Origin of the sequence: Atopococcus tabaci DSM 17538 (assembly GCF_000429585.1) — a bacterium.
In the GTDB taxonomy this organism is placed as follows: domain Bacteria; phylum Bacillota; class Bacilli; order Lactobacillales; family Carnobacteriaceae_A; genus Atopococcus; species Atopococcus tabaci.
Window position 1 is genome coordinate 1 of the sequence record NZ_AUCD01000133.1, and the last position, 1,405, is coordinate 1,405.

General features: G+C 32.6%; 1 protein-coding gene. It reads right to left on the minus strand.

The window, feature by feature from the left end; all coding sequences use genetic code 11:
- Window positions 1-701 precede the first annotated feature (701 nt).
- Window positions 702-1,148, minus strand: a complete 447-nt coding sequence (locus G470_RS0111675; RefSeq protein WP_028274944.1) for an Hsp20/alpha crystallin family protein — start codon at window positions 1,146-1,148, stop codon at window positions 702-704.
- Window positions 1,149-1,405 lie beyond the last annotated feature (257 nt).

Consider the following 1,405-nt stretch of genomic DNA (forward strand, 5'->3'; position numbering starts at 1 on the left):
ATGGCTTAGTTCTACAAGAAAATATATTAAGTTTGATCAATGAGAGACCAGTAAAACATTGTATAGTATTTTACACAGGATTATGGACTTGACTATAGAATCAATTAGAAATAATTAGGATAATTTTGTTTAAACAAAAGAGAAATCAATTTCATAAAATGAATTGATTTCCCTACAAGGTTCCTTATTTAATAGCCCTTGATAAAGAACTTGAATTGACAAGTTACTTTCCAGACCAATTTTAATTTAAGAGACTAATACTCATACGCGTGGTGCTAGTTAAATTTAGACAGTAAAAAAGCCTGACGGTTTACACTTAGAGCAATCTATAGTAAAGAAGTGTTAAGCAAACGGAATGTACGTGTAGACGAAGAAATACTAGAATTGGCTACAGAAGAATTTGGTGAAGAATATATCCTGAACAATTCATACTTTTTTTGGGTACTATTGTTTGTTCTTTTCCATATTAAAAACCTCCTGTGTACTTAAGATATCTTAAGTTTAACAGGAGGCCGCCAGGACTCACAGGTACCTAGCTATTCACCGCTTACTACGTTTTTAATACCATTGATTTCCACCTATATTTTATTCTATATTAATTCAGATGTTTATCCCAATGAACTTACGCTATTGTTTCTCAATTAAAAAGCATTAGCACACCGGCATGTTGTTGTGCCAGCGTGCTAATGTACTGTCTTTCATTATTCGATCATGATGCGTTTAGAGGTGTCGACCTGTTCCTTTTTAGGTACCTTAATTGTCAATACACCATCTTCTAGTTTTGCCTGAACACTTTCTTCATTTGCATCTGCAAGCAATATGCTTCGTGACATCTGAGCATATTTTCTTTCACGATGAATATATTTTTTGTTTTTATCTTCAGAAACTTCTTCTTTTTTCACTGAAATGTTGAGTCTTCCTTCGTTAAGTGTAATCTCTACATCTTCTTTCTTTACTCCTGGAAGTTCTGCTTCAATTGTGTACTCTGTATCATTATCCTGAATGTCAATCTTAAATGTATCTGCTGCTAAACTTCTTTGCAATGGCCAGCTACCTGTAAAAAAGTCATCAATCATGTTGGAAAAATCTTCAAAACCAGTATTTATTATATCATTTTGCTTTCTGTTGAATGGAATTAATCCTGCCATGATAATCACTCCTTTACTTATTTTTATCCTCGTCATTAGCACTCTCTGTCGTTGAGTGCTAACTCTAATTTATATGTACACCACTTTTCAAAATCTGTCAATAGTTTTTTTGTTTTTTTACCTATTTTTTTATTGGTGTGTTGTAAGATGAATTGCAACACCCAGTAATTTCTGAAAATACAAAAAGACATGAAGATTCGTTATACTTAAATCACCACAAAATAAGCAAAGGAGAATCTTCATGTCCACAGGTAATT

What these genes read in the sequence shown, in the direction of transcription:
- G470_RS0111675 (WP_028274944.1), bottom strand. Translation starts at nt 1,148, where the DNA reads ATGGCAGGATTAATTCCATTCAACAGAAAGCAAAATGATATAATAAAT.